The sequence below is a fragment of the Bartonella sp. MU37NMGALS genome, assembly GCF_042194015.1.
GTDB lineage: Bacteria > Pseudomonadota > Alphaproteobacteria > Rhizobiales > Rhizobiaceae > Bartonella > Bartonella grahamii.
Map to the genome: position 1 here is coordinate 68,709 of NZ_JBHIML010000005.1, position 19,100 is coordinate 87,808.

General features: G+C 34.2%; 17 protein-coding genes. 8 read left to right on the forward strand and 9 right to left on the reverse strand.

Annotated elements, in window-relative coordinates:
* Window positions 1–63 precede the first annotated feature (63 nt).
* The 4 genes from metG to ACFIJP_RS04500 all read left to right on the forward strand — a co-directional run bounded on the left by metG (window position 64) and on the right by ACFIJP_RS04500 (window position 3,676).
* The gene (metG, locus tag ACFIJP_RS04485) at window positions 64–1,623 is read left to right on the forward strand and encodes a methionine--tRNA ligase (RefSeq protein WP_375625841.1); all 1,560 of its coding nucleotides are present in this window, start codon (window positions 64–66) and stop codon (window positions 1,621–1,623) included.
* The gene (locus ACFIJP_RS04490) at window positions 1,613–2,386 is read left to right on the forward strand and encodes a TatD family hydrolase (RefSeq protein ID WP_375625843.1); all 774 of its coding nucleotides are present in this window, start codon (window positions 1,613–1,615) and stop codon (window positions 2,384–2,386) included. Before metG ends, ACFIJP_RS04490 begins: the two co-directional genes overlap by 11 nt.
* 10 nt (window positions 2,387–2,396) lie before the next feature.
* Window positions 2,397–3,206 (forward strand): MBL fold metallo-hydrolase, encoded by an 810-nt coding sequence (locus tag ACFIJP_RS04495; RefSeq protein WP_375625845.1) that lies wholly within the window; start codon window positions 2,397–2,399, stop codon window positions 3,204–3,206.
* 110 nt (window positions 3,207–3,316) lie between these two features.
* Window positions 3,317–3,676: a hypothetical protein gene (locus ACFIJP_RS04500; protein ID WP_375625846.1), complete on the forward strand. Its 360-nt coding sequence runs from the start codon at window positions 3,317–3,319 to the stop codon at window positions 3,674–3,676.
* A gap of 293 nt (window positions 3,677–3,969) precedes the next feature.
* Here the strand turns inward: ACFIJP_RS04500 and ACFIJP_RS04505 are convergent, their stop codons facing one another.
* The 3 genes from ACFIJP_RS04505 to pcsA are packed head-to-tail and all read right to left on the reverse strand — an operon-like array spanning window position 3,970 to window position 6,266.
* Complete coding sequence (locus tag ACFIJP_RS04505) at window positions 3,970–4,383, reverse strand: DUF6163 family protein (RefSeq protein WP_375625848.1); 414 nt, start codon at window positions 4,381–4,383, stop codon at window positions 3,970–3,972.
* On the reverse strand, window positions 4,380–5,426 hold the full coding sequence (locus ACFIJP_RS04510; protein WP_375625850.1) for an enoyl-CoA hydratase/isomerase family protein: 1,047 nt from the start codon (window positions 5,424–5,426) through the stop codon (window positions 4,380–4,382). Before ACFIJP_RS04510 ends, ACFIJP_RS04505 begins: the two co-directional genes overlap by 4 nt.
* A 21-nt stretch (window positions 5,427–5,447) precedes the next feature.
* Window positions 5,448–6,266, reverse strand: a complete 819-nt coding sequence (pcsA, locus tag ACFIJP_RS04515) for a phosphatidylcholine synthase (RefSeq protein ID WP_375625852.1) — start codon at window positions 6,264–6,266, stop codon at window positions 5,448–5,450.
* A 183-nt stretch (window positions 6,267–6,449) separates the two neighbouring features.
* Between pcsA and ACFIJP_RS04520 the strand changes: the two genes are divergently transcribed.
* The 4 genes from ACFIJP_RS04520 (at window position 6,450) to sodC (ending at window position 9,656) form a co-directional block, all read left to right on the forward strand.
* The gene (locus tag ACFIJP_RS04520; RefSeq protein WP_375625854.1) at window positions 6,450–7,676 is read left to right on the forward strand and encodes a UbiH/UbiF family hydroxylase; all 1,227 of its coding nucleotides are present in this window, start codon (window positions 6,450–6,452) and stop codon (window positions 7,674–7,676) included.
* A gap of 391 nt (window positions 7,677–8,067) precedes the next feature.
* The gene (locus ACFIJP_RS04525; protein ID WP_375625856.1) at window positions 8,068–8,412 is read left to right on the forward strand and encodes a hypothetical protein; all 345 of its coding nucleotides are present in this window, start codon (window positions 8,068–8,070) and stop codon (window positions 8,410–8,412) included.
* Window positions 8,390–8,746: a hypothetical protein gene (locus ACFIJP_RS04530; protein ID WP_375625858.1), complete on the forward strand. Its 357-nt coding sequence runs from the start codon at window positions 8,390–8,392 to the stop codon at window positions 8,744–8,746. Before ACFIJP_RS04525 ends, ACFIJP_RS04530 begins: the two co-directional genes overlap by 23 nt.
* A gap of 382 nt (window positions 8,747–9,128) precedes the next feature.
* On the forward strand, window positions 9,129–9,656 hold the full coding sequence (gene sodC / locus ACFIJP_RS04535) for a superoxide dismutase [Cu-Zn] SodC (protein WP_375625860.1): 528 nt from the start codon (window positions 9,129–9,131) through the stop codon (window positions 9,654–9,656).
* Window positions 9,657–10,304: 648 nt separating this feature from the next.
* Here the strand turns inward: sodC and ACFIJP_RS04540 are convergent.
* The 6 genes from ACFIJP_RS04540 to sufD form a co-directional block, all read right to left on the reverse strand.
* A complete protein-coding gene (locus ACFIJP_RS04540) occupies window positions 10,305–11,240 on the reverse strand; it encodes a COG2958 family protein (RefSeq protein WP_375625862.1) in 936 nt (311 codons plus the stop codon).
* A 443-nt stretch (window positions 11,241–11,683) separates the two neighbouring features.
* Window positions 11,684–14,434: a DEAD/DEAH box helicase gene (locus ACFIJP_RS04545; RefSeq protein ID WP_375625864.1), complete on the reverse strand. Its 2,751-nt coding sequence runs from the start codon at window positions 14,432–14,434 to the stop codon at window positions 11,684–11,686.
* Between the two features lie 22 nt (window positions 14,435–14,456).
* Window positions 14,457–16,097: a site-specific DNA-methyltransferase gene (locus ACFIJP_RS04550; RefSeq protein WP_375625866.1), complete on the reverse strand. Its 1,641-nt coding sequence runs from the start codon at window positions 16,095–16,097 to the stop codon at window positions 14,457–14,459.
* 83 nt (window positions 16,098–16,180) lie between these two features.
* On the reverse strand, window positions 16,181–16,582 hold the full coding sequence (locus ACFIJP_RS04555; RefSeq protein WP_273787976.1) for an SUF system Fe-S cluster assembly protein: 402 nt from the start codon (window positions 16,580–16,582) through the stop codon (window positions 16,181–16,183).
* A complete protein-coding gene (locus ACFIJP_RS04560) occupies window positions 16,575–17,819 on the reverse strand; it encodes a cysteine desulfurase (RefSeq protein ID WP_375625868.1) in 1,245 nt (414 codons plus the stop codon). The genes ACFIJP_RS04555 and ACFIJP_RS04560 overlap by 8 nt, the downstream gene beginning before the upstream one ends.
* Window positions 17,820–17,829: 10 nt before the next feature.
* The gene (gene sufD / locus ACFIJP_RS04565; RefSeq protein ID WP_375625870.1) at window positions 17,830–19,092 is read right to left on the reverse strand and encodes a Fe-S cluster assembly protein SufD; all 1,263 of its coding nucleotides are present in this window, start codon (window positions 19,090–19,092) and stop codon (window positions 17,830–17,832) included.
* Between the last annotated feature and the right edge of the window lie 8 nt (window positions 19,093–19,100).

Below are 19,100 nucleotides of genomic sequence, written 5' to 3' on the forward strand. Positions count from 1 at the left end.
ATACGATGAACAGACGTTATGTCATTATATCTTTTATTTATAGGGTTTTACAACGAGTATGACATGCGTGACACATATTACATAACAACTCCCATTTTTTATCCTAATGGTGCTCCACATATTGGGCATGCCTATAGTGCAATTGCAAGCGATGTCTTAGCCCGCTTTCAACGATTAAACGGAAAAAATGTATTTTTTCTTTCTGGTACAGATGAGCATGGTCTAAAGATGCAACAAACCGCAGCAGCATTAGGCATGACACCTCAGCAACTTGCAGATCGTAATAGTGCTGTATTTCAAAAAATGCTTGCAGTATTAAATTGTTCTAACGATGATTTTATCCGTACGACAGAAGAACGCCATTATCAAGCTTGTCAAGAAATTTGGAAAAAGATGGAAGCAAATGGCGATATTTATCTCGGTCGTTATACGGGGTGGTATTCGGTTCGCCAAGAAGCCTATTATGAAGAAAAAGATACGGAAATTGGACCAGACAACATCCGTCGTGAGAAGGAATTAGGCTCTCCAGTTGAATGGAATGAAGAAGAAAGTTATTTTTTTAGACTTTCTCATTATGAAAAGCCTCTTCTTGAATATTATGAAGAACATCCTGATTTTATTGCTCCATTTGAGCGGCGTAATGAAATTATAAGTTTTATCAAATCAGGTTTAAAAGATATCTCTATTTCACGCGCAAGTTTTAATTGGGGAATTACTGTTCCAGAGAATCCAAAGCACGTGATGTATGTCTGGGTTGATGCGCTTACAAATTATCTATCAGCAATTGGTTTTTTCAATGAAAATTCAAAAAATCGTGATTTTTGGCCTGCAAATACGCATATTATTGGTAAGGATATTATTCGTTTTCATGCAGTCTATTGGCCGGCATTTTTAATGTCTGCGGGAATTGAATTGCCTAAAAATATTTTTGCACATGGTTTTTTACTTAATCGTGGTGCAAAAATGTCAAAATCTATTGGAAATGTCGTTGATCCTTTTGAAATGGTTGATCATTATGGTCTTGATCAGGTTCGTTATTTTCTTCTCCGTGAAGTACCATTCGGACAAGATGGTAGTTATAGCCATGAAAGCCTTGTGAACCGTATTAATGCTGATCTTGCTAATGATCTTGGTAATTTAGCGCAGCGCTGTTTGTCTATGATTGCCAAAAATTGTAATGCACAAGTCCCGAGACCAACTTCATTTTTAGCTCAAGATCAACAGCTTTTAGAACAATCTCTTCAAGTACTTGAAACTGTACATCAAGCTATGTCTTCCTATAGTATGCATTTAGCACTTTCAGCTATTTTTTCAATTGTAGCGGATGCCAATCGCTATTTTGCCAACGAACAACCTTGGAGTTTACGTAAAAATGACCAAGAGCGATTTTCTACAGTTCTTTATATCACTGTAGAAATCTTGCGGAGAATAGGAATTATGCTTTTGCCTTTCATACCCCAATCAGCAGCCAAACTTCTTGATAGCCTTGCGGTTGCTGAAGATGATCGGTTATTGTATCATATAAGTCATTCAAAAATTCAAGAAGGGCTTGATCTTCCACCACCAGAACCGATTTTTCCTCGTTATATCTTGAAGAAAGAAGATACTTATCATGTTGATTGATACACATTGTCATCTTGATTTTGAAGATTTTTCACAAGATTTGGATAATGTTATCCAACGGGCTTTAGATGCTGACGTTAAACGTATGATAACAATTTCAACCCATGTTCATAAGTTAGATAAGCTTTTAGCCATTTCGCAAAGCTATGACCAAGTCTTTTGTTCCGTTGGAACACACCCCAATCATGCGCATGAAGAACAAAATATTACAGCGGAAGAGCTTATACAGCTCTCGAATCACCCTAAAATTGTTGCGTTTGGGGAAGGGGGGCTTGATTACCATTATGATTATTCTACACCAGAAGAGCAAAAGAAAGTTTTTCAAGAACATATCATTGCTTCTCGAGAAACACAGATTCCTCTTGTTATACATTCACGCAATGCCGATATCGATATGGAGAAAATATTACGTGAACAGATAAAAGAAGGAGCTTTTCCTTTTATCCTTCATTGTTATTCGTCTGGAATGCAACTTGCTCGTGCTGGAATCGAACTTGGTGGTTATATTTCTTTTTCAGGTATTCTTACTTTTAAAAGTGCACTTGAAATCCGTGAAATAGCAAAAATTGTGCCTCATGAGCATTTGTTAGTGGAAACAGATGCTCCATTCTTAGCACCTAATCCCCATCGAGGCAAAACAAATGAACCATCTTTTGTATGCTATACAGCAGCTATTTTGGCTGAAACAATTGGCTTAAGCATTGAAGAAACAGCTCAAATAACAACGCGTAATGCTTTTCGTTTATTTAGTAAAATGAAATAAGGCAAAAGATATGTGTGATCAATACCGATTTACAATATTAGGTTGTGGTCCTTCTCCAGGAGTGCCACGACCCAATGGTGATTGGGGAACATGTGATCCGAATAACCCTAAAAATAAACGCTACAGAAGTTCTTTATTAGTTGAACGTATTAAACCTTCAGGAGACAAAACAACAATCGTTATTGATACAGGTCCAGATTTTCGCTCACAAATGATTGATGCGCGTGTAAGCCATCTTGATGCTGCTCTTTACACACATTCTCATGCAGACCATATCCATGGTATTGATGATTTACGCAGCTATGCACTTGCACAAAAATGTTTAATAGATATCTATGCTGACAGATTTACACTAGAGCATCTCAAAAGTGCTTTCGGATATTGTTTTCAAACACCAAAAGATTCATCTTATTCTCCCATTTTAAAAGAGCATCTTATAAATGAAGATAGCCAATTTATTATTCAGGGGCAGGGCGGAGCAATAAGCGTCAATACACATTTACAACACCACGGAAACATTTATTCCTTAGGTTTTCGGATTGGGAATGTTGCCTATTGTACGGATGTTAGTGAACTTCCTGAAAAAACTTTGTCCAAATTAATGGATTTGGATGTTCTCATCATTGAAGCTCTTCAATTTAAATCCCATCCGAGTCATTTTTCTGTTGATCAAGCATTACAATGGATAGAATATTTAAAGCCAAAACAAGCAATACTTACACATATGGACAGATCTCTGGATTACAACAAGGTTATAAATTATGTCCCATCCTATGTAAAACCTGCATATCAAGGTCTTACTTTTGAAACAGATGCGTAAGCTTATTATGCGCAATATTTTAAGTTAAATAAAACACTTTTAAATTTATTCTTTATTTTATTTCATTTTTGACATATTTAGTACTTTTTTATGTCAAAAATGAGGATTTTATGTATAAGAATTTTAAGCGGGGTGTATGTATTGTGGTTTTAGCGGTTTCCTTGACAGCATGTGGAGGGCGTTTAGAAAAAAATATTTCAACAACAACAATACATGACGGATCAATGAGTTGTGCCGATATTCAACGGGAGTTTTTTGCTAATAAACGTCAGATTAATGATACAATTGCAGAGCGTTCTAAAGCAAGAAATAAAAACGTGGCTTTAGCAGCAACAAGTGTTGTATTTTTTCCTGCTTTGTTTTTTATAGATCCTAAATCCAGTGAAAGTAATGAAATTTCAGCGTTAAATAATCGCAATGCTGTGTTGAGTGATCTTGCACGTATAAAACGTTGTAAAATAGTACAGTAATTTTTATTATTTATACGACGTAATTTCATTACAACTATTTTGGTCTTTAAGAAATTTTTCTTAAAGACCAAATATTTTAATATGCTGTTCAATACCATAATTTAGTTTTAAAAGTGAATTGTACGATTATAAATATGATTTATGTTTTTAAATAGGGTTTCTTTTGTTTTGCTGTATCATATTATCGCATAATATATATTATGGAACTTTATGGAAAGAGTACATCTGGAATTAGCGCTTTGAGGAACGTATGTTTGAAAATCGAGCCTGTTATTCTGGCTCGAAAATTTCAATCACGATGTTTTTTTATTTTTTACTCTTTTTAAAAAAAACATCACAATTTGCAGTATTATGAAAGCTAAAAACAATATTCCATGAAATAATGGCAGAAATGGCTGATAAATAAAATCAGAATAATATATTGTTATTGCTTCAATCAATGCTGCAATCCACCACACGATGATACCCCATAATGAATACATCCAAAGTCCAACTAAGGCAATAGGATAGAGAATAGCCAATATAGCTGATGCAAATTGCCACTGCCAAGGCATAAGATCAAAACGCCATAGAATACCTGGAAAAACACCAACAAGGCGTATCCAATAACAAATACCTAGGACTAAGCAAATGAGTGCCAAAAACCGTAAATAACAGTTATAGATTAAATTGATTTTTGAAATCCGTTTGTGTGAATTATTTTTCACAATAATAACTCTTGCTCAACAGGTTGGAAGTAAGAATCCACCATTTCATCTGTCACATTTGAAAGTTTATCTGGCTGCCATTGAGGTCTTTTGTCCTTATCGATTAACATAGCACGTATACCTTCATGAAAATCATGTGAATTAATCATATGATGTGCAATGCGGTTTTCAATTTTCATACAATCTTCCAACGTTTGAGATGAATTTTGTTTCATTTGTTTCCAGATAACTTTTAAACTTATCGGAGAACGTAACTGCAAAATATCATAACATTCTTTAGCAAACAAAATACCTTCATTACTTTTTTTATGTAGCAACTCAAGACATTTTTCTAAGGTATGGGCACTAAAACAAGTGTTAATAATACAACGTATTTCATGACTCGTTTCATAGTCTTTTGTAATTGCTCGCTCGTTTAAAGCTAAAGTAGGATCTCCTTGCTCAATAATAGCTTTTCTAATCATATCGAATTCAATTTCAGCAACGGCGTGTGTTGCTAATCCTAAATTTAAGCAATCTCCCCACTTTATGCGTGCACCCGTTAATGCAAGATATATGCCAAAATGATTGGGAAGAGATGGTAAGAAAAAACTTGCACCTACATCTGGAAAAAATCCAATCGCACCTTCTGGCATAGCAAAAACAGTATTTTCTGTAACAATTCGATGCGAACCATAGAGAGAAATCCCTACCCCTCCTCCCATCCAAATACCATTTAGGAAAGAAATGTAGGGCTTTGAAAAACGTTTGATATAAGCATTTAAACTATATTCATCCCTAAAATACTGACAAGCAGTGGCACTTTTCCCCATATGATAGATTTCTACAACATCTCCACCAGCACAAAAAGCGCGCCCTTCCCCTTCAATTAAGACACAAGAGATATTATCATCTGTTTCCCATGTCCTGAGAGCTTTTTTTAAAGCTGAAACCATTCGTTGATTAAGAGCGTTTAATGCTGAAGGGCGTGTGAGCTTTATAATACCAGCACGCCCATCTTTCGTAAAAGAAATATCATCATCTGCTCCAAAATCAATTTTCATCTTATACCCTTCTTAAAACAACTATTTTATTGTCTTTTTTATATTTTTTGCCCCAAGTTTAGGAAATATTTGCATGATTGCGCCGATACAATATATGTAAATTCCTGTTACCGAAATTCCTATTTTAACCCAATAGGGAGCCTCTAGTTGATAAAAGAATGCAGAAACACCAAAAAAACACCATAAGAGAAAAATTGGAAAATTAATCCTACGTAAACGAAGAACTCTTACTGGATGAATAAAATAAATTGGCAAAAAAGATATAATCGCCGATAAAACAATAATGATAAAAGTAATCCACTCTTCGGGTCTGACGACAAAAAGCGTAAAAATCATCATATTCCAAACAACAGGAAATCCTTTAAAAAAGTTTTCTTTGGTTTTCATACTAGTATCTGCATAATAAATAGCAGATGAAATAACAATAATTGCACTCAATGAAAATGATAACCCTACCCCCATGAAACCACTTTGATAGAGTGCAAAGGCAGGAATTAAAACATAAGTCACGTAATCAATAATATTATCTAACAGCTCTCCAGACCATGTTGGAAGAACGTATTTAACATCAAGTTTGCGTGCAATTGGTCCATCTATACCATCAACGAGAAGTGCAAGCCCAAGCCAACAGAACATAGCTGTCCATTCTTTTTGAGAGGCTGATATAAGAGAAAGAAACGCTAAAAATGATCCCGAAGCTGTTAGTAAATGAACGGAAAAGGCCTTTGCTTGTGGCATTGTTACTTTTTTATGGCGTAATAATTTAGCATTTGTTTTGATTTTCTTTGTTAGTTTACGTTTCAAGGTTTTCTTATCCTCGTTTTTAAAGTCTTCAACCATCTATCAATACGCCATTTTTTTACCGATGATATAACTCAGCATTTAAAAAAATCATAAAAAGGTTACTTTTTTATATCGTGTTATTTATTACATACTATAATAGGAGAGGTTCATATAATAAAAAGAGAGTGATTATTTGGAAATGTTAAAATATTTTTTCAATGGAGAAAGGTTCAAACCGTTGTGATCTTTGAAAAGAAAGAGCATAAAGATATTGCTGTTATTGGTGCAGGTCCTGTCGGAATGTTAGCCGCACTGAATCTTGCACATGAGGGGTTTTCTGTTTTTCTTGTTGGCCCCCCTGCTCATACAGATGAGTTGCGGACAACTGCTCTTATGATGCCTGCAATACGCATGCTTCAAAAACTCAATATTTGGAATAATCTTCGACAACATGCTGCTGCTTTATCATCCATGAGAATTATAGATATAACTTCTAGAATTGTGCATGCTCCTACGGTGCATTTTTCTTCTGCTGAAATTGGTGAAAAAGCTTTTGGCTACAATATACCTAATGTAAAATTGAACAGTGCTTTAGTCGATGCTGTTACACATACCCCTAATATTGCAAGATTTTTTTCTGCAGCCAAATCGTTTCATCACACAAAAAATCATGTATGTATTACTCTTGCTGATCGTAGTGTCATTCAAGCACCACTTGTTGTTGCAGCTGATGGGCGTCACTCTCTTACACGTGCAGCAGCAGGGATAAGTGTCAAACAGTGGAATTATCCACAAAAAGCACTTGTTCTCAACTTTTCTCATGAGTTTTCTCATCAAAATACATCAACCGAATTTCATACAGAACATGGTCCATTTACACAGGTTCCTCTACCAGGGCGAAGATCTAGTCTTGTATGGGTCGTTCGTCCTTCTCGTGCTGAGGAATTATTGAATATAGAACCAAAAGCAATTGCAAAAATGATCGAAAACAAAATGCAATCAATGCTTGGAAAGCTAAGCTTAGAAACATCAATTCAAGCATGGCCGCTTTCAGGACTTCTTTCTCATCATTTTGCTGCTAATCGAACAATTTTAATGGGTGAAGCCGCTCATGTTTTCCCCCCTATTGGGGCACAGGGATTGAATTTAGGGTTCCGTGATGTCCAAACTTTGATTGATATTTTACCTAACAAAATATCCAATTCTAACTCTGAAATGATTGTTGCGCATTATAACAAATGCCGCAAACCAGATATATTAATCCGAAGTGGAGCTGTTCATACACTTAACTCTGCTCTACTTTCTCACATGTTGCCTGTTCATATCATACGAAGCGTTGGGCTTGGTTTGTTACATAGTTTCTCACCATTACGTAATTTATTTATGCGCGAAGGAATGTATCCCGGTTACGGATTCAAGGAAATTATGCAAATATTTCCAACAAAATCATCTAAACAGCTCTACTGAGCAATAATAAGCGATATAATCGCTCTATGGTTTAATATTGCATTTTGAATAATATCTATTACTGATGTAAAAAATATTATATATATTTAGCATACTGATATGAAATAGAGAAAATTAATTATAGACTACGGCTAAAATTGTAAAGATATCTTGCTAAATCATATCTGTTAAATTTTGCAATATAAAGCAAATAAAAAATAACACCGTTTTGAGATAGTTATTTTATAACATTAATTTTAACAAGAAAATAAATAATAAAAAACATTTTTATTTAATCAATAGATTTTCAAAAATTTTTATCGTTAAGTATAATATTAAAAATAAAATCATCTTGGGAACTTGTTAGTAACACAGAGGTTAATAAAGTGTTGTTTCAACAAATGGTGACCAGATGAAAATAAATAATTTTTTGAAATTAAGTATTTTTTTTATAATGATTTTATGTTTCTCGTTGACAGTCACTACTTCAATCAGTGAAGTTTTTCATCTTCCTTATTGTCAAACCTTTACCTATACCTCTACTCAAAATGTCACTAAAATAGGTCAGAACTCATTTACTGCTTCACAAGTTAAAAATTGTCTTATGCAAAACGGTTTTGAGAATATTAAACGATTACGTCTAGATGACAAAGGCATCTGGCGTGCTTTAGTAAAATTTAAAAAGTCCCATTTTTTCGTATCCGTTGACTATTCAGGAACAGTTAGCATTCAAAATGAAAGAAAAAAATATGATTGATTTTAAAACTTACAGCAACGTTTCTTTTCATAGCTGTAAGAAAAGAAAATTAAAAAAGTACTGCCATTCTATGAAAGAATTTGCTTTCATTGGCGGTTTAAATGGTAGCGTATCTGGAGCTATCGCAGCAACTCTTGCAGCTTATGGTTATATTGCTCTTCCAGGATTTGGTCCAGTTATCGCAATGGGTATAGGAGTAGCACTTTCTGCTGGAATGATAATAGGAGCACTGATAGGATCAGGAATGGGAGGGAGTGTTGGTATATGCTGTATTTTATGGGAAATTTATATGAATCATAATAATTCTTTCTCTTATAAATTTCATAATGAATAGAAATTTTTATCATTTTTTCTATGAAAAACAATTAAATCATCAACAAATTATATGTTCTGTTTTTTGATAAAATAGTTATCTATTATAAATGAAATAATATCTAACTTATTAAAATTGCTTTATTACACCCCAAAAAGTAGATTTTTTAAAGCATCTCTTGAAGAAATGTCAGCGAGATATAATTATCAATCTATGAAAGCTACATTTTTTATAGATCAAAAAATGAGAGTTATGTTCAGAGCACATATATATAATTTAATTTATTTGCTCTTTCTAAGAACTAATATTTCTATGTAAATTATTTTACTTAAATTTCAATTTAAGAAACTTATAAATATTTTTATAGATAAAATTTATTTAAAGATAAGTATAAAGGTATTTTATGAAAAAAATATTATTATCATTATTGGTTTTTATGGCATTTTTAATTCATAAAAATTCTGCATTAGCATTATCAACACAAGTAAATATTTATAAACTAGAAGATAATAATTCAAAAAAGGCTATTGGTAGCATTAAAATTGAAGAAACCACATACGGTTTGATTTTCATCCCTAATTTATCTACTTTATCAGAAGGGATGCATGGTTTTCATGTGCATGTAAATCCTTCATGTGATACAAAAGATGGCATCATTGGTGGAAGCGCAGGTGGACATTATGATCCAGAACATACCGGAAAACATTTAGGACCTTATAATGTCAATGGTCATCTTGGTGATTTACCAGCACTTTATGTTGATAAGCAAGGATATGCCACGATGAGCGTTCTTGCTCCACGATTAAAAAAAATCTCTGAAATTAAAGGGCGCTCTTTAGTCATTCATTTAGGGGCAGATAATCAATCAGATAAACCATTACCGCTTGGCGGAGGTGGTGCGCGTTTGGCGTGCGGTATTATTGATAAATAAAGAGAGTATTATGGCAAACTGTGACAGTACACACTCCCTTTACCATAAGATGTGAGAGAAATTTATTTTTTTAAATCTATTGCAAGAAATTGAGTAAACTGTGTGGGTGTTTTATAAAATCAATGTTTTTTTGAATGTCCACTTCGGATAACAAAAAACTTAATAATAATCAAAGCGAACAGCAATGAAAATTAAAAAAATAGTATTATAAATTCTCCATAAAGAAGACTTCAATATGAGGAAGTAATATTTTCAATGCTTGATGTAAAAAAAGAAAAAAAGTTGAATTTCACTCTCTACAATAGAAAATTTGTAATAAATTATAATCATTAAAACTAGTATCTAATGGAATCACGCCCCACGCACAAAATAGAACGGGTCTAAAACAGAATTTTTACTCTTCCCCTACTCAACCCTACTCATGAGATGCACGCAAACAATTTTGATTGATACAATATCAATATAAGATCGTTTGAAAGGATTGAATGCTAGGATATTCCCTCCCTCATTTAAGTTAAAAAAAGACTAATTATCATTACAAATCAATATGTTATATCAATATAATAAGTCAAATAAAATAGTTAGAGTAATTTTTTATCACTCTGAAAAAAGGGCTTTTAAACAATAGAGTCTTTTTAAAACATCCCCTCATGGATACATATGATCCCAATCTAGTGGACGCATCTCACCAGTTTGATAAAATTGACGAATGAGTTTAATATAATCAAGAAAATCTTTGTTTTCCTCCGCTAATCTATTAGCAGTATCCCAGTCAATATCACTACGTTCTTTGGCTGGAATTAAGATCTCACTCTCGGAAGAGTTTTCCTTATTGAGTCTTATAAATCCAATTCCATGCAAACTTGAAAGCATTCGAAGCTCTTTTAATGTATCAACCCCTTCAATTTCACTAGCAACTAAATAACTCAAATTAGCCCATGAAGAATTACTAACTGTTTGAAAAAATGCTTTTCGTAAATTTGAACGATTGATGAGAATTTTTACTTCAAAAGACCAAAGCTTCGTTTTTTTATCAAAATATTGCAAAACACAATCTTTGATTTCACGATTCCATTCACTGCTTAAATCTTGCATTCCTACGAGATCTGGATAAAGCCATTTATTTCCGCCTGCACCATGTTTATTACGAGAACATTTCTCATTAATGCGCTTGCTGTAAACTGCAAGCTCTGACCATAAAAATTTAGATAATAACGGATAAAGATCATGCTCTTTAATAGAATCTTCTGTTCTACTCTTTGCATTGTCCTCTACTGCATCAATTTCAGCACTATCTGTTTGTTTAGTAAAATAATATTGCCGTGGTCGTCCTTCAGTGGTTTTAATTTCTGAATAACGCTTTTGTAACTGAGGGCGTCTTGCTCCTATTTCAGCAACAATTTGCTGAATAAGGGCTGCATCACTCTTAAGAGGAGTAATTATTGCCGTTGAATGCTTTTGTTTTTGACGGCATTGTTCTGGGTAATTTTCAAATACCCATTGAGCAATTTCTCGAGCTGTAAATTTTGTTGTCGGGTTTTTCTTTAAAAAATTAAAAACAGTGTTTATTAAATTCAAAGTCATATGAAAAATTCTCCCCTCTCACCCTCTGGATATTTCATTATATTCAGGCTTTTTAAATGAAAGAACAATAAACTATTTAAGTTTTTTAAAGAAAGCATATTTATAAAATTACCCAATAAAATTAAAATATTTTTTGAATTTGTGACTATAAATTCAAAGATCTTTTCACATAAGGAAAGTAAGATTGTACTTTTATCAAAAATTGTAAATGTGCTAAAAATTCCCATAAAAAATCATAATCTTGTGTAACTTTTCTATACATTTTTCCTTTTATTTTAATGTTGTTAGAAAAAAATATTAATTTTTTGATTTAAAAAATCCCTAATATTTTTAAGTTAATGATGCGATAGTGCAAAAAATTAAAAATAATTATCCAAACATTTGATTGCACCTCACATCCGTCAATTAAAAAACTTATGTGTTTTATTTTTGAAAAAAATAAATTATGAGCTCTCAAGTATAGATTCTGAAATGGTAAACTCTGCACATAAACCTTCAAAACTATTATTTGCTTTAATAGCATCATGGGGAATAAGAACATAATACCATTTTTTACCGCCATAAGTAGCTGCGTAGCGCGTTGCATGACAACACCATTGAACTGCAGCTTCTCTTTTTTTTAAAATAATAGGATTTTGCATTTCAGAGGCTTTTTTAGGCTCACAAAGATACTTGGCATCCTCCGTTTCTACAACAAAGTCCGGTTCATAAGTTGATCCTTTATCATATTCTATTCTGAAAAACCCCCGAGCAGGTTTCATCCATTTCAATACTTGTGCATCATCCTCTAATATCTGAGCAAATCGTAACTCCCCTTCTACTGAATCAAACTTTTGTAAAGGATAACAGCATTTTCTAAAGCCGCTGAATACAAGTTTCTTAATATCGCTTTTAATGGCAGGAATATTACGAAAATCAAGAGGAGACGTCCCTTGCGGTAATACATAATGGATAGGCGATAAAGTTGTAAAACCCCGTGTCACTTTAACCTCATAATCTTTTTGCGTTTCCCACTGATGTTCTCTTAATTGCGCAACAATAAAACTAATAAGCTTATGCTGATAGTGAATTAATACGTTCTCAACGGCTGCATCATTGGGTAAATAAGATCGGAAATGTTCTACTATCTGACTAGCTAATTTTCGTAATAAGAGCGTATGGTTATCATAATCGACAAAGTCATTATCAATCAAACCACGAATGATGTAATTTTCGAGATAAGGCTCTTTGACATATTCATTCTTAGAAGTGAGAAAAATGCTTTTATGGGTACGCAATTCTCGAATTAAAAGTTCTTTACTAACAGGTTGCAAATTTAAGTTTTCTAAATTTTCCAAATCAAAATCAGAAAAACCATAAGTAACCTCACGCGAAGGAATGAGTACAATATTGGGAATATCTATCATCAATTCTGCTAATTTTTTTGTCAAAATTGTAACCACTTTTGATACAAGAGACTTTTGTGATGAAGGCTTAATATTCATAACTTTATTAGCAATTTTTTCTTGTATCGGTGCAGAATAAAGCATTTGAGAACTTGGCAATTTATCATTCTCTTTGATAAGATCCCACGCGATCGCTGCAATATCTCGCTCTTCAGGCGTTAATGTAGGGGAATCTGGATTACGTAATATGATACCTTGTAAATCAGATGCTCCATTTATATCGGAATTACGTGTTACCATCGTTTGCATCAATAAAACTTCTACTTGACATGGAACCGTCACAATATCTGACTTTTCAGAGGGTACATCCCCCTCTCTTCCAATCTCAATATGCTTTTTTATAATTGAGTTTGGATCGTTTGCACGATCAATAATATCTTGAAAACGATCATGCGCAATAATTGTTAAACGATCAATAGCTTCCACGCCTGTTCTATACCCATAAGGCAAACGCAATCCACGCCCAATTGTTTGCTCTGTTAAAATTTCTGAAGCCGATGCACGCAACGGTACAATAGTATAGAGATTCGTAACATCCCACCCCTCCTTTAATTTATTAACGTGAATAACAATTTCTGTTGGGTCATGAGAATCTTCAATTGCAATAAGCTTTTGAATATTTTGATCTTCTTCTATATTCGACTGTTTTGTATGAATCTCTATAACTTTTCCCTTATAAGCCCCTGCGAAAAATTCATCTGATTCCAATAAATTCCGTAGTTTTTGTGCATGATTTGTATCTTGAGCAACAACTAAAATAAAAGGCTTAACGAACTTTTTGTTATAATCTTTTGCATAGACAATTAAATCTGCTTTCACATTTTCATGGGCATGAATTGCATCTTGTAATTTGATATGTTCTAATTGCTCAGATGTATAATTTTGAAGTTGAAAATCTTTACGTGTAGCAACAGCAGGTTCTTTTACAAAACCATCCCTCATAGCCTCTGCAAGTGAATAACTATAGACAACATTTTTAAAATCTACGGGTTTTGCACCTATTGTTTTTGGTGTCGCTGTAAGCTCTATTCCTAAAACAGGTTTTAACTCATTAATTGCCGCTGCACCAGCAGAAGCACGATAACGATGAGCTTCATCCATTAACAAAACTAAATCAGGAAGATTTGCGAGATAATCAAAATAACTTTCGCCAATTGTCTCTTGTAAGCGTTTAATCCTCGGCATACTAGATTTTAGTGCGCCTTTTTTATTATCTGTTGTATTAATTTTAGAAATATTAAAAATATTGATAAAGGCCGTGTCTCTATTCTCAAACAAACGCTTTTGTCCTTGAAAATAGTGTTCATCAGTGCGAATACCTTTACCACTTTCATAATCTTCACCTGTAATAATAACAGGTCTATTTGCAATGAATTCACTTATTCCACTAAAGACATACTTTGGGCTTTGGGGACTAAAATCCTGTTTTAACTTTTCATAAATAGTCAAATTTGGCGCTAAAACAAAAAAATGGCGACTGCGACCTGTTAAATAAAGATAGCTAATAAAAGCCCCCATAAGTCGCGTTTTCCCAACACCTGTTGCTAAGGCAAAACAAAAAGAGGGAAAGTTTCGTTCAAAATCTTGCACAGAAGGATAAAGATTTTTTATCACTTCTAACTCTGCAACCAAATCAGCATTTTTAGAAAGCTCTATATTTTCTAAGATTTTTACCAAAATATTTAAAGATTCACGTTGAGGATCACGTAACGATAAGCGAGCAGAAATCCTTTTTTCAACAGTGTTCATGAAAAACTCCGCTTTTTATATATTATTCAAATAGATCTAATTCTGCTTGCGCAATATCTTTATTTTTGTTGTTTTCTTTTACTACAATCACTGGTTCAAGATTGGCTACATTTAAACTGTAATCGTCCCTTCCCCATTCGCATTTTTCTAATATTGCACGGGGGATTTTAGTGAGTGTCAGATTTTCAAAGGATGCTGATTTTGTATCAAAGGCTGTGCCACAAATCAGCAACGTGCGATGAGAGCCTACCTCTTCACTCATTATACGGAGTTGTTCATGGGTCATAGCGCTTGTTGTGACATAAATATAATCTGTTTCGGTTGAATACCCTTGCATCCAATAATGATTTTCATCAGGTGCGTAGGTAAATCCCATATGTTTGCACATTGCTTCTGAAAGCATCGCAGCATTATATTCGCGACTAATAATCCATTGTCCCCATGGATCTTTTTGTAACAGAGAAGGTGCAAGGCGATAATAGCGAAATCCACCGCCACCTTGCCAATTAACACTTTTGGAAATTCCCCCTTGATCAGTTCCATCAATGACTTGTTTTAAACGAGGGATAATGTGGGTATGACAATGTTCACCAAGCTCAACCATAATCCACTTTCTTCCCATTTTATGGGCAACAGCACCGGTTGTGCCAGAACCAGCAAAAGAATCCAGTACAAGATCACCGGGATTAGTGGCAAGTTGAATAATGCGTTCCATTAAACGCTCAGGTTTGGGAGTTGTAAAGACACTATCAGAATTAAAAACTTTGACTTCTCTTTTGGCATCTTGGTTGTGTCCCACTTCTGTGTAGGGCCAAATCGTCATACTGGTTATGCCCTGCTTAACCTCAGAAACAAAACGTTTAATCCTTGGCACTCCACCGTTATCTGTTCCAAACCAAATGCGATTATCTTTTAATAATTCAGAGAATTTGTGTTTGCTAACCCGCCAACTCGTTCCAGCAGGAGGCATCACCTTGCGTCCAGAAGGTGTGATGATTTCGTAAATATCCTTAGGTGTTACTCTTTTTACGGATAAGTCTCCAGATTGCCAAGGACCGCGAGGATCATTATCAGGGTTTTTATAGCGCGCATCCATATCGCTTGAACGAGGAAGCAATTGAGGGCGCCAAACAGTTTTATCTTTAGCATAAACCATTACAAAATCATGGTTGTCTGAAAGCCACTTTGCATCATTTTGTGGAGCATATTTTTTTTGCCAAATGATATTGTTTATAAAATTTTTTCGACCAAAAATTTCATCCATTAACACTTTAAGATAAGCTTGCTCGTCATCATCAATTGATATCCAGATACTTCCATCATCTGCCAGTAAATGATGTAACAATTCTAGCCTGTCTCTCATAAGGCTTAGCCATATAGAATGCTCTAAACCATCTTCATAATGTTCAAAGGCATTGCCTGTATTATAAGGCGGATCGATATAGATACATTTTACCTTCCCCATATATTCTTGTTCAAGTGCTTTGAGTGCGAGCAAATTGTCACCAAAAATAAGTTTATTATCAAAAATGTCCTGAGATGATATTTGATGCGAAGCGTGATAAGATTTTTCAAGATCTTCTAATAAGATACGAGGCTCTAGTTTTGGGCGTTTTTCTTTTCCAATCCAGTTAAGTTCTAATTTTTGTTTATTATAACTCATGCGATCGTCTTTAAATTCAAATGCTTGTGAAAAGTAAACAGCTTATTCATGAATGGCTAAATTAGAGTCTCTTAACAATACTTTTAGTACCATCCGACAGCAATTTGAGCTTCTTCTGACATACAATCAGGTGTCCATGGTGGATCAAAAGTCATAGTGACTTCAACATACGAAACCCCTTCAACTGCACTGACTGCATTTTCTACCCACCCCGGCATTTCACCAGCAACAGGGCATCCCGGTGCTGTAAGAGTCATTTCAATTTTTACTGAACGATCATCTTCAATATCAATACGATAAATCAGTCCAAGCTCATAAATATCAGCAGGAATCTCTGGGTCATAAACTGTTTTGAGAGCAGCAATAATATCATTCGTCATACGATCAATTTCATCTGCTGGAATTGCTGATATATAAGATTTTTTATTTTCGCTTACAGTTTCAACAGATTCTGTAGAATGACGCTCTTCAATTGATTCAGCCATTAAAAAATGTCCTTGTTTCTTTCAATGCTTCTACTAATTGATCTACATCTTCTTGAGTGTTATACATGGCTAATGATGCCCGACAAATAGATGTTAGACCAAAGCGCTGTAATAAAGGCTGTGCACAATGGGTTCCCGCGCGTATTGCAACTCCTTTTCTATCAATAAACATAGCGATATCATGGGCGTGAATCCCTTCAATTGTAAATGATATAATAGCTCCTTTATTGGGAGAATGACCATAAATACGCAATGACTCAACCATTTTAAGTTTTTCCTGCGCATAAGCTAAAAGGGATCTCTCATGGGCATGAATCGTGCTACGACCTTTCTCTTGTATATAATCAATAGCCGCAGTTAATCCAATAGCTTCAACGATAGGAGGAGTGCCTGCTTCAAAACGGTAAGGAGGAGCATTATAGAAAACCTTATCGGTTGTTACCTCCTCGATCATTTCCCCTCCCCCTTGAAAAGGACGCATTTCTTCTAATCTATCTTTCTTACCATACAGAACACCAATACCGGTGGGACCATAAAGCTTATGACCTGTAAAGACATACCAATCACAATCGAGATCTTGCACATCAACGGTTAAATGTACTGCTCCTTGAGAACCATCAACAAGAACCGGAATAGAATCTTGATGAGCTAGTTTAATAATCTCTTTAACAGGAGGCACAGTTCCTAATATATTGGACATATGCGTTATAGCAACAAGCCGCGTTTTTTCGCTTAAAGCCTTTTGGAAATCTTCAATGTGCAGAACACCATTTTCATCGACAGGAACAAAAATAAGTTTAACACCTTTTTGTTCACGGAGAAAATGCCAAGGAATAATATTTGAATGATGTTCCATGATCGTTAGAACAATCTCATCACCTTCTTTGAGTTTGGGCATCGCCCAACCATAAGCAACAGTATTAATAGCTTCTGTTGCATTTTTCGTAAAAACAATTTCTTCAGCTTTTTGAGCATTTAGAAAAACACGAACGGTTTCACGAGAATTTTCATAGGATTGTGTTGCTATATTGGCTAAAAAATACATTCCCCTATGCACATTAGCATAACTATAGTGATAATAATTATTCATTGCATTGAGTACTGACATTGGTTTTTGGGCAGAAGCACTACTATCAAGATATGCTAATCGCTTTCCATAAACTTGATGGTGCAAAATAGGAAAATCACGCCGAATTTCTTCGACATTATAAGTAAATGTTTGTACGTTATTTTCCATTTTTTCTACCTTAAACATTTTTTTCAAGCCATTTACTAATGATATTCTCCAAAACGATTTGAATCTTATCCTGCTTGATGTCATCAATGAGCTCAGAGATAAATCCTTTAATCAAAAGTGCACGAGCCGTTTTAAATGGGATACCACGCGCCATAAGATAAAAAAGATAATCATGATTAATATTAGCAACTGTTGCACCATGACCGCATGCAACATCATCCGCAAAAATCTCAAGTTCAGGCTTTGCATTAAATTCTGCATCATCTGAAAGAATAAGGCTATTACAAGCCATGCGTGCATCTGTTTTTTGCGCTTTTTGAGAAACACGTATTATTCCTTGGAAAACACCAACAGCCTTATCTGTAACTACATTGCGTATAATTTCGGTTGATGTTGACTTTTCTTCCACATGACGAACAGTCATTGTAAGATCACTATGTGTTTGTCCTGATAATAAATTTATGACACGTAATTGAAAATTAGATTCTTCTCCCTGTAATTCAATATCGATTTCTTGGCGATTTAATTGGCTCCCTATATTAATGACATAAAGTGATAACTTCGCTCTTTGAGCAAGAACAGCACAAAATCGACCAAATTGTGTAGAATTAAAATCACGATTGCGAATGAGAATCCACGTAACATCACTATCAGCAGCAATATTTAATGAAAATATTGAACTGACAAAGGTATCTTTATCATTGCCAACCTGATGTTCAATAAATATAACTTGACTATTTTTATCAACTTTTATATCCGAAAAAATATGAGATTGTCCCCCCATTTGTATATTTTGTAATTCAATGGGAATATTTAACTTTGTATTTTCAGGGATGTGAAAAAGCCAACCATCTGTAACAAAAGCTGTATTCAACTGTCCAATAAAATCCTCATCAGAAATGTTTTGATTTACCTGTACAGAATTATCTTTTAATGCGTCTGAAAGGCGTTTTACTGTAATGTTATCTACCTTTGACTCTATTGATGTTTTTCCATTGTTTATAGAAAAAACAGCACTTTCTGAAAGCAAAGCATCAATCAATTGATTGTTTTGAACTTTTGAAAAATTGCTAATAGACTTCAGTAAGGTACGCAGATTGGTATAATGCCAGCTTTCGATTTTACGGGAAGGAAGCTGTGTCGTTTGAAACTGCTCAATAGCTTTCTTGCGAATTTCCCGTATAGCTTTATCACCAGGTAAGTCGTTTACATACTGATTGAAATTACTGAGTATATTTTCTTCAATTGCTAACAAGTTTTGCTGTGTATTCATATTCAATA

Coding starts and splice junctions, on each gene's coding strand:
- ACFIJP_RS04545 (WP_375625864.1), bottom strand. CDS start 14,434: ATGAACACTGTTGAAAAAAGGATTTCTGCTCGCTTATCGTTACGTGAT.
- ACFIJP_RS04560 (WP_375625868.1), bottom strand. CDS start 17,819: ATGGAAAATAACGTACAAACATTTACTTATAATGTCGAAGAAATTCGG.
- ACFIJP_RS04500 (WP_375625846.1), top strand. CDS start 3,317: ATGTATAAGAATTTTAAGCGGGGTGTATGTATTGTGGTTTTAGCGGTT.
- metG (WP_375625841.1), top strand. CDS start 64: ATGCGTGACACATATTACATAACAACTCCCATTTTTTATCCTAATGGT.
- ACFIJP_RS04495 (WP_375625845.1), top strand. CDS start 2,397: ATGTGTGATCAATACCGATTTACAATATTAGGTTGTGGTCCTTCTCCA.
- ACFIJP_RS04490 (WP_375625843.1), top strand. CDS start 1,613: ATGTTGATTGATACACATTGTCATCTTGATTTTGAAGATTTTTCACAA.
- ACFIJP_RS04530 (WP_375625858.1), top strand. CDS start 8,390: ATGAAAGAAAAAAATATGATTGATTTTAAAACTTACAGCAACGTTTCT.
- pcsA (WP_375625852.1), bottom strand. CDS start 6,266: ATGGTTGAAGACTTTAAAAACGAGGATAAGAAAACCTTGAAACGTAAA.
- ACFIJP_RS04540 (WP_375625862.1), bottom strand. CDS start 11,240: ATGACTTTGAATTTAATAAACACTGTTTTTAATTTTTTAAAGAAAAAC.
- ACFIJP_RS04550 (WP_375625866.1), bottom strand. CDS start 16,097: ATGAGTTATAATAAACAAAAATTAGAACTTAACTGGATTGGAAAAGAA.
- ACFIJP_RS04555 (WP_273787976.1), bottom strand. CDS start 16,582: ATGGCTGAATCAATTGAAGAGCGTCATTCTACAGAATCTGTTGAAACT.
- ACFIJP_RS04525 (WP_375625856.1), top strand. CDS start 8,068: ATGAAAATAAATAATTTTTTGAAATTAAGTATTTTTTTTATAATGATT.
- ACFIJP_RS04510 (WP_375625850.1), bottom strand. CDS start 5,426: ATGAAAATTGATTTTGGAGCAGATGATGATATTTCTTTTACGAAAGAT.
- sodC (WP_375625860.1), top strand. CDS start 9,129: ATGAAAAAAATATTATTATCATTATTGGTTTTTATGGCATTTTTAATT.
- sufD (WP_375625870.1), bottom strand. CDS start 19,092: ATGAATACACAGCAAAACTTGTTAGCAATTGAAGAAAATATACTCAGT.